The sequence below is a fragment of the Rhizobium sp. WYCCWR 11146 genome (assembly GCF_013591995.1).
Classification (GTDB): Bacteria; Pseudomonadota; Alphaproteobacteria; order Rhizobiales; family Rhizobiaceae; genus Rhizobium; species Rhizobium indicum.
The window spans coordinates 613,690-622,163 of the sequence record NZ_JACCEY010000024.1 but is presented as its reverse complement, the minus strand read 5'-3'; the positions used below and the strand labels follow the sequence as shown (position 1 = coordinate 622,163).

Below are 8,474 nucleotides of genomic sequence, written 5' to 3'. Positions count from 1 at the left end.
GCCCGGTTGGAACTGTCCGATGAGTTTAGGCGCGAAAATTACATTTCCGCAGTGGCATCGCCATCGCCGTCATCGGGGTCCGGTCCGCCGTTCTGCAGGAAGCGGTCGGCGATCAGGCCGGCATTCTGGCGCAGCGACAGTTCGATCTCGCGGGCGAGATCCGGATTGTCGCGCAGGAAAGTCTTGGCGTTTTCACGGCCCTGGCCGAGACGCTGGCTGTTATAGGAGAACCAGGCGCCAGATTTCTCGACGATGCCGGCCTTGACACCGAGATCGACCAGTTCGCCGGTCTTGGAAACACCTTCGCCATACATGATGTCGAACTCGACCTGCTTGAAGGGCGGCGCCATCTTGTTCTTGACGACCTTGACGCGGGTCTGGTTGCCGATCACCTCTTCGCGCTCCTTGACCGCGCCGATGCGGCGGATGTCTAGGCGCACGGAAGCATAGAACTTCAGCGCATTGCCGCCCGTCGTCGTTTCCGGCGAACCGAACATAACGCCGATCTTCATGCGGATCTGGTTGATGAAGATAACCATGGTGTTCGACTTCGAGATCGAAGCGGTGAGCTTGCGCAGCGCCTGGCTCATCAGGCGCGCCTGAAGACCGGGAAGGCTATCGCCCATCTCGCCTTCGATTTCGGCACGCGGCGTCAGGGCAGCGACCGAGTCGACGACGAGAACGTCGACGGCGCCGGAGCGCACCAGCGTATCGGTGATTTCAAGCGCCTGCTCGCCGGTATCGGGCTGCGAGATCAGAAGGTTCTGCAGGTCGACGCCAAGCTTGCGGGCATAGACGGGATCGAGCGCATGTTCGGCATCGACGAAGGCGCAGATGCCGCCCTTCTTCTGCGCTTCGGCAATCGTCTGCAATGCAAGCGTGGTCTTACCGGAGCTTTCCGGCCCGTAGATCTCGATGATGCGGCCCCTCGGCAGGCCACCAACGCCGAGTGCAATATCGAGACCAAGCGAGCCGGTCGAGATCGTCTCGATCTCGACAACATTCTCGTTGGAGCCGAGTTTCATGATCGAGCCCTTGCCGAACGACCGCTCTATCTGTGAGAGTGCCGCTTCAAGCGCCTTGCTTTTGTCCACCGATTTGTCCTCTACCAGCCGCAATGAATTCTGAGACATCCGATCCACCTTTAGGTTATTGAAGCCGCTCAAGCAATGTCGAGTTTGTACCCTATTTGTTCCATTCTCGCAATAGGCGATCAAACAGTTGAAAGAAAAAGGTAAAACGACACGTGTTCTGCATTTGTTTTATCAATGAAAAGCAACGGCTTAGTCCAAAAGTGCCGACTCCGCCGCGTCAGGGCGCACCGTATCGATTCGTCCTTCGGGCATCGGGAGAGCGGATCGGATGAAGAAAAAGATTCTTGTTCTCGGCGGTGCGCATATCGACCGGCGTGGCCGCATCTCGGGCGAGACGGCGCCTGGCGCCAGCAATCCCGGCACATGGTTCGAGGAGCCGGGCGGCGGTGGCTTCAATGCGGCGCGCAACCTGGCAAGGCTCGGTTTTCAGGTGACGATGATCTCGCCGCGTGGCGGCGATCCGATGGGCGAGACGGTCGGAGAAGCTGCCGATTTCGCCGGCATCGACGACCGGCCCTTCGTCTTCCTCGATCGCAAGACGCCGAGCTACACGGCGATCATCGAGAAGGACGGCAATCTGGTGATCGCCCTTGCCGACATGGATCTCTACCGCTTCTTCGTGCCGCGGCGTCTGTCCATCCGCTGGGTGCGGGAGGCCTTCGCCGCCCACGATTTCATCCTCTTCGATGCCAACCTGCCGGAAGAGACGATCGCGGCGATCGTCGCAAAGGCGCATTCCCTCGCCAAGCCTGTTGCGGCAATCGCCATCTCGCCGGCCAAGGTCGTCAGGCTGAAACCCTGCATCGGGGATATCGACTACCTGTTCCTGAATGAGGCTGAAGCTGCCGCCCTTACCGGCGAGCGGCCGGAAGAGGCTGCGGGCTGGCCGCCGTTGCTGAATGAAATTGGCATCAGGAATGCCGTCGTCACCCGCGGCCGGCGCGAGCTCGTCGCGCTTTGCGAGGGCCGCGCCATGACGCTGCAGCCACCGATCGCCGACACCGTCGCCGATGTTACGGGTGCCGGCGATTCTCTTGCGGCCGGCACACTCGCCGCATTGATATCAGGCCTTTCGCTCGAAGAGGCCGTCCGCCACGGCACTGCGGCCGCCATACTGACCGTGCAGTCGCGGCACGCCGTCAACGAAAATCTGACGCCCGATCTGCTGAATGAGGCGCTTGCCCTTGTTCCCCAGGTCAGAATTCTGCATTGAAGCGGCTGATTAAATAGTTGAGCATGATGTCGTCACTTCGGCATCATGCTCTGTCGATCACAGGACAAGACCATGACCAAGCCCATCTCCCCTCTTCTGCCGATCGCCTATTCGAAGGAAGTCGCCAGCGCCAAGCAGCGCGGCGCACCGCTGGTGGCGCTGGAATCGACCATTATCACCCACGGCATGCCCTATCCCGGCAATATCGAGATGGCCCGCAGCGTCGAGGCGATCATCCGCGAACAGGGTGCAGTGCCGGCAACGATCGCCGTCATTCACGGCACGCTGCATATTGGTCTTGAAGCCGCGGAACTGGAGCAACTCGCCAAGGCGACCGAAGTGATGAAGGTGTCGCGCGCCGATCTCGCCTTCGCCATCGCCGAGCGCCGCACCGGCGCCACCACGGTCGCGGCCACGATGATCGCGGCGGCGCGCGCCGGCATCCGTGTCTTTGCCACAGGCGGCATCGGCGGCGTGCATCGCGGTGCCGAGGAAAGCTTCGATATTTCAGCCGATCTCGAGGAATTGGCGCGCACCGGCGTCATCGTCGTCTGCGCCGGCGCCAAGGCGATCCTCGACATTCCGAAGACGCTGGAAGTGCTGGAAACCCGCGGCGTGCCTGTCGTCACCTATGAGAGCGAGGAATTCCCTGCCTTCTGGTCGCGCTCCTCCGGCATCCGCAGCCCGCTGTCGCTGAACAGCCCGGCTGCCATCGCCAATTTCCAGACGGTGCGCGAGCAGCTCGGCATCGACGGCGGCATGCTCGTTGCCAACCCCGTGCCCGAGGCCGACGAGATCGCGCGCGAAGAGATGGAAATCTATATCGAGCGGGCGCTCGACAGCGCCGAACGCGACGAAGTCACCGGCAAGGCGGTCACACCCTATCTTCTGTCGACCATCTTCGACCTGACGGATGGCCAGAGCCTGAAGACCAACATCGCGCTCGTCGAAAACAACGCGCGGCTTGCTGCTGAGATTGCGGTGGCGCTGGGTGAATGAGCGCTACGGGCTGCCGGTTATGCCGAGCAAGCCCCCTCTGCCCTGCCGGGCATCTCCCCCACGGGTGGGGAGATCGGCACCGGCTTTCTGAACAAATGTCCCTTTCAACTCGATGAAGCGTTGATGTGATGGGAAGCGTTCGCCCCTTGGGGGAGATGCCCGGCAGGGCAGAGGGGGGGCCAACACGGCACGACCTCTCCGTCAAACCTCCTCACCCGTCCAACGTCTCCTTCACCACAACAGCAAGCTGCTTCAGCGAAAACGGCTTCGGCAGGAAGCCGAACTTCGCCTCCGGCGGCAGGTTGCGGGCAAAGGCATCTTCGGCATAACCCGAGACGAAGATGAACTTCATGTCGGGATAGGTCTTGCGCAGCTCGCGCAGCAGCGTCGGGCCGTCCATTTCGGGCATGACGACGTCGGAAACGACGATATCGACCTTGCCGTCGAGTTCTTCCAAGATGGCCAACGCCTCGACGCCCGAGCCCGCCTCGTGCACGGTGTAGCCGCGCGTTTCCAGCATGCGCTTGCCGCCGCGGCGCACCGCCTCCTCGTCCTCGACGAGAAGAATGACGGCCGATCCCGTCAGGTCCTCCGGCTGCTGCGGCGATACCGGCAGCGGCACCACTTCGGCCCCGGCGATGGCGCCGTCGATCGAACCTGCTTCGGCGGCCACCGCCGGCTCCGGAATGTGGCGCGGCAGGAAGACGCGGAAGGTCGTGCCCTTGCCGACTTCGGATTCCGGCTGGATGTAGCCGCCCGACTGTTTGACGATGCCGTAGACCATGGCGAGGCCAAGACCGGTGCCCTTGCCGACATCCTTGGTAGTGAAGAACGGCTCGAAGATCTTGTCCATGATCTCCGGTGCGATACCGGTGCCGTTATCGGCGACTTCGACCAGCACCATGTCCTCGGCCGGCATGTAGGAGTAATTGAAGGCAGAGACCTCGGCAGCGGTCAGATTGCGGGTGCGCAATGTCAGCGTGCCACCCTCGGGCATCGCGTCGCGCGCATTGACGCAGAGATTGATCAGCACCTGCTCGAACTGCGAAAGGTCTGTTTTCACAGGCCAGAGGTCGCGGCCATATTGCACGTCGAGCTTGACATTGGTGCCGGAAAGCAGCCGATCGACCAGCATGCGCAGGTCGCCGACGACATCGGTGAGGTTCAGCACCGAGGGCCGCATCGTCTGCTTGCGCGAGAAGGCGAGCAGTTGGCGCACCAGCACGGCGGCGCGGTTGGCGTTGCGCTTGATCTCTATCAGGTCGGCGAAGCTGGCATCGGCCGGCCGCGCCTGCAGCAGCAGATGGTCGGAGGAAAGCAGGATCGCCGTCAGCACGTTGTTGAAATCATGCGCGATGCCGCCGGCGAGCGTTCCCACGGCATTCATCTTCTGCGTCTGCGCCATCTGCGCTTCCAGCGCCTTCTGCTCTGTCACCTCGACGGCATAGACGATCGCCGCCTCCTCTGGCGCCTCGTCGCTCTGGTCGATGACGGCATTGACATAGAAGCGGAAATAGCGCGCCTCGTCGGTCGGTGTGCGGGTGTCGAGGGGCGCGATGTCGCCCTGGCGGTCTTTGGCCGCCGCCAGCGCCGCGGCCAGCTGTGGCCGGTCGCTCTCCTGCACGATGGTTTCAAGATGCGGCGCCTTTTCGAGGTCGTCGCGCGAGACGACGCCGGAGAACATCTTCAGGAACGGCGCGTTGGTCCGCAGGATGCGCCCGTTGCCGTCGACCGAGGCGATCGCCATCGGCGTATTGTTGAAGAAGCGGGTGAAGCGCATGGCGGCGGCCGAAGCGGACTGGCCGCCGGCATCGCTCTTTTCACGCGCCAGCACGATCGTCCGGCTTTCGCCGGGTGCGCCGTCGCGCATCGACGTAACGCTGTGGATGATCTGCACCGGCAGGCTCTGGCCGTTGCTCTTGCGCAGGTCGAGATCGAGCGTCACGGTCTTCTTCAGGCCCGGTTCGGCCTGCACCGACTGGATCAGCGCCAGTCCCTCGCCCGCCACGACGTCGCCGATCGTCATCGAGCCCGGCACAAACTTGGTGAGGTCGAGGCCCAGCCATTCGGCAAGCGTCGCATTCAGGTAGAAGATCTCGCCCTTCCTGCCGGCGGAAAAGAAGCCGGCCGGCGCATGGTCGAGATAGTCGATCGCGTTCTGCAATTCCTTGAAGAAGCGCTCCTGGTCGTCGCGCTCCGTGGTGATGTCGGTGATCTGCCAGATCTGCAGCGGCTTGCCGCCGTTTTCTTCCGGCTGCAGCAGCCGCGCCTTCAGCCGGTACCAATGCGCGCCGGAGCTGTTGCTGCCAGGCCCGACGGCGCGCAGCAGGCGAAATTCCTCCCGGCCTTCCTTGCCTTCGCGCAGGCCGTTGACCAGCCTGTAGAGCGCCTCGTTGGATTCGCGATGGCGCGACAGCAGCGTTTCCAGCGTCTGCACCTCGGTCGCTTTGCGCGCGCCGGTCAGCGCGCCATAGGCGGCATTGGCATAGATGATCCGGCCTTTTTCGTCGGTGATCAGCGTACCGTCGGGATGACTGTTGAGGAAGGCGCGCGCCAGGCTGTCGGACTGGTGCTGCGGCATCACCTCGATGAAGCCGATGACCGAAGACACCAGGAAGAAGATGCCGACCATGGCGAGCACGCCGAGACCGCCAAGCACTACCTCGTTGTCGAGCGACTTTTTGAAGAAGACGAAGGCGCCGGCCGCCGCGATCAGCACGAGCGCCAGCAGAAGAATGCGCAAGACCGTGCCAGAACGCCCCCCACGATCCACAAGCGGTGCGTTATAGTCGTCGGCCTGACGCGATTTCGTCATGTATTCCTCACATAAGCCCTCCCGCTTCGTAGCACGAACACGAAGCAGGAATCAGGCACTCTTTCCTTCTTAGCAATTTGCCGCGTCGGCAAAAACACCGCTAGCCGGCAAGACTGCTTGAATTCACAGGCAACAGCGCCATCTGCCCCAGAAGCCAACGCTGCCACCCGTGCGCAAGGTCGCCGGCTGCCAAGCAGCGGAACACGAAATCGCGTTCTCCCGTGACTGGACAGCACCGGCGGCCCTTGCCTAAGGAACGGAAAAGTCGTCAATATGTGCCGAATGCGAAATGGAGTGAGTGACTATGTTGGATGATGTTGTCGGAGCTTATGGCAGCCATTTCCTGCTTGCGGCCGGTGGCGTCGGCCTGGCCCTTCTCCTGCTCATCCTCGTGCTCTGGGTGATCCGCAGCCGGGCGCCCTCTCCCTTCGTGCGCGGCGGCCGCAATCGCCAACCCCGCCTGCAGGTGCTGGATGCCGCAGCCGTCGATGCCCGTCGGCGGCTGGTGCTGGTGCGCCGCGACGATGTCGAGCACCTGATCATGATCGGCGGCCCGAGCGATATCGTCATCGAAAGCCGTATCCTGCCCGCAGCGGCCGAACAGCCGGACAGCGCCAACCGCCCGCAGCCCGTCGAGCAGCGTCCGATATCCGTCGATCAGCGCCCGGCATCCGTCGCGCGGCCGGAAACACCGCCGGTCTCGCCACCGCGCCCGCCGGTCGCAGCCCATGTCGAGCCGGCCGCCGAGCCCACTTTCTCTGCGCCGGTTGCGCCGGAGCCTCGCCCACGCCCAGAACCGTCGGCCCAACCGCCGGCCCAGCCGGCCGTGGCACCGCCGGTGGTCACGAGCCCTCTTCCGGCAGAACCCGTGACAGCACCGCTGTCGGCCGAACGCGACAATCCGCTGCGTGCCGTCCCACCCCAGCCGCGTCCGCTGGAGCGTCCCGTCGCTCCCCCGGCCGCGCAGCCCGCACCGTTCCACGATGCCTCAAGTGCCGCCGAGATCCTCGATGCCGCCCGCCAGCGCGTGCTGCCGCAGCAGCGCATCGAACCCGAGGTCTCCGCCCCGCCTGTCAAGGACATGCCGGCGGCCGCACGCGCCGCACCAGGTAGCGCCGAAGACGATTCGGCTGCGCAGTCGGCAGCAGCGAGCCGTCTTGATTTCCAGCGGGTGCTGGAACAGGAAATGTCGAACAATCTGACGGCCGAACGCATCGTGCCGGCGCCGGCAAACCAGGCGCCCCGGCCCGGAGCGCCGCAACCCGGAAACCTGCCGCGCCGCGATCCGGAAATGGCCCCGATCACCGGCGCCGATACCGATCTGCAAAAGGAAGTCGCCCGCATCTTCGGCGAGATGAGCGTCAACCGCGACAAGTGACCGGGCGCGACAAGTGAGCGGAACGCACGTCCGGCCTTCCTTCATCACCAAGTTGCATAAAAGCCGCAATGCGGCGACTTTCAGTTCCCGATGCGTCAGGGGACTCCATCTTGTGCTGATAATTTGTTATCGCTCCGGTTGAAGAGCGTTGGCGCATCGAGGTCATACTTTGCCTAAGTAAATACCGGTCTCACTCCAGTTTCACCCGTACTGCCGGACAGCTAGACGCTGACGGCGTATGAACATGTTCATCGGGTGGTGGCGAGAGACCGGTTTGGCATTGTTGACATGTGCCATGTGCAGCTCCGCTGTCTCAGCTCTTCCGCCGCCCAGAACATCGCCACACCGCGCCCGCAAGGGCTTTCTCACGCACCCATCTTGGTGGACTTCCGAACGGAAGACCAACACGATATGTGCAATACCCTTCGGGTCCGATGGACCATTCTGCCGAAAACAGCGCCCCAGCCCTGGATTGTATGCAGCGGCTGCCGGGGCCTCAGAGCTTTCCGATGCAGCGACAAGATCCGGCTCAACGCCAATGGCCGCAAGCTCGATGCCTGGCTTATCTACAAATGCTCGACCTGCGAAAAGACGTGGAACCATCCGATCTTCGAGCGTCGGAATGTTCGCGACGTCGATCCGGCAGTCATCGAGGCGTTGCAGTCCAACGATCCGGATTGGATCCGGGCAGAAGCGTTCAACCTCGAGGCTCTCAGGCGCAAGTCGCAGCGTGTCGACGAGTTTGCCGAATTTGAAATCGCAAAAGAGATGCAGCAGGACATTGCCAATTGGACGAGACTGGAAATCGAACTGATGGTCCCGTTTCCATCCAGCACGCGCCTCGACCGCCTGCTGGCGTCCGAGTTGCAAGTTTCACGCACCCGGCTACAGGCTCTTCACGATGGTGGCATGCTGCGGACGGATTCGAAACGAGCCGACGTTTTGCGGCGGCGGATCAAGAACGGCACCAGGGTT

General features: G+C 62.9%; 6 protein-coding genes. 4 read left to right on the top strand and 2 right to left on the bottom strand.

The genetic code is table 11. The features are described from left to right. Window positions 1-38: 38 nt before the first annotated feature. Window positions 39-1,133 (bottom strand): recombinase RecA, encoded by a 1,095-nt coding sequence (gene recA, locus HX899_RS22765; protein WP_003540131.1) that lies wholly within the window; start codon window positions 1,131-1,133, stop codon window positions 39-41. 229 nt (window positions 1,134-1,362) lie between these two features. Between recA and HX899_RS22760 the strand changes: the two genes are divergently transcribed. Further along, a complete protein-coding gene (locus HX899_RS22760; RefSeq protein WP_138389059.1) occupies window positions 1,363-2,307 on the top strand; it encodes a carbohydrate kinase family protein in 945 nt (314 codons plus the stop codon). A 72-nt stretch (window positions 2,308-2,379) separates the two neighbouring features. Next, window positions 2,380-3,306 (top strand): pseudouridine-5'-phosphate glycosidase, encoded by a 927-nt coding sequence (locus tag HX899_RS22755; RefSeq protein ID WP_026236929.1) that lies wholly within the window; start codon window positions 2,380-2,382, stop codon window positions 3,304-3,306. 211 nt (window positions 3,307-3,517) lie between these two features. Here the strand turns inward: HX899_RS22755 and cckA are convergent, their stop codons facing one another. Next, entirely contained in the window at window positions 3,518-6,121 is a 2,604-nt protein-coding gene (gene cckA / locus HX899_RS22750; protein WP_138329294.1) for a cell cycle histidine kinase CckA, read from the bottom strand. A gap of 298 nt (window positions 6,122-6,419) precedes the next feature. Between cckA and HX899_RS22745 the strand changes: the two genes are divergently transcribed. Then, on the top strand, window positions 6,420-7,499 hold the full coding sequence (locus tag HX899_RS22745) for a flagellar biosynthetic protein FliO (protein WP_181293455.1): 1,080 nt from the start codon (window positions 6,420-6,422) through the stop codon (window positions 7,497-7,499). A gap of 411 nt (window positions 7,500-7,910) precedes the next feature. Beyond that, window positions 7,911-8,474: DUF1062 domain-containing protein (locus HX899_RS22740; RefSeq protein WP_181293545.1), on the top strand; the 564-nt coding region annotated here is incomplete at its 3' end.

Bases quoted from the DNA above. Each gene is read 5' to 3' on its own strand.
- recA (WP_003540131.1), bottom strand. From the start codon at position 1,133: ATGTCTCAGAATTCATTGCGGCTGGTAGAGGACAAATCGGTGGACAAA.
- HX899_RS22760 (WP_138389059.1), top strand. From the start codon at position 1,363: ATGAAGAAAAAGATTCTTGTTCTCGGCGGTGCGCATATCGACCGGCGT.
- HX899_RS22755 (WP_026236929.1), top strand. From the start codon at position 2,380: ATGACCAAGCCCATCTCCCCTCTTCTGCCGATCGCCTATTCGAAGGAA.
- cckA (WP_138329294.1), bottom strand. From the start codon at position 6,121: ATGACGAAATCGCGTCAGGCCGACGACTATAACGCACCGCTTGTGGAT.